Source organism: Paenibacillus sp. FSL R7-277, assembly GCF_000517965.1.
Lineage (GTDB): Bacteria > Bacillota > Bacilli > Paenibacillales > Paenibacillaceae > Paenibacillus_AQ > Paenibacillus_AQ silagei.
In genome coordinates this window covers 1-217 of sequence record NZ_ASPX01000068.1, presented here as the reverse complement: position 1 = coordinate 217, position 217 = coordinate 1, and the positions used below count along the sequence as shown (strand labels likewise).

Annotated in this window: 1 protein-coding gene; it reads left to right on the top strand. The window is 55.8% G+C overall.

The genetic code is table 11. The features are described from left to right. Nucleotides 1–217 (top strand): helix-turn-helix domain-containing protein (locus tag C173_RS19215; protein WP_036727493.1); only part of this gene is annotated, 217 nt, incomplete at both ends.

Sequence of the window (217 nt, the reverse complement as noted above, 5' to 3'; positions counted from 1 at the left end):
TATGGGACACTTAACAGGAACAAGAGAGAAGGCAGCGCAAGAGGTGTTGTCTGGCATTAAGGCAGCGGTGGTTGCCCGAAAGTATGGGGTGACCCCATCGACGGTGAATCAGTGGGTGAGGGACTACCGAGAGACCCATGGGGAACAAGATCATCCGTATCCCCAGGAGCAGGTGGAGGAACTGAAGCGCCTCCTGGACGTGGAGCAGAAATACGAG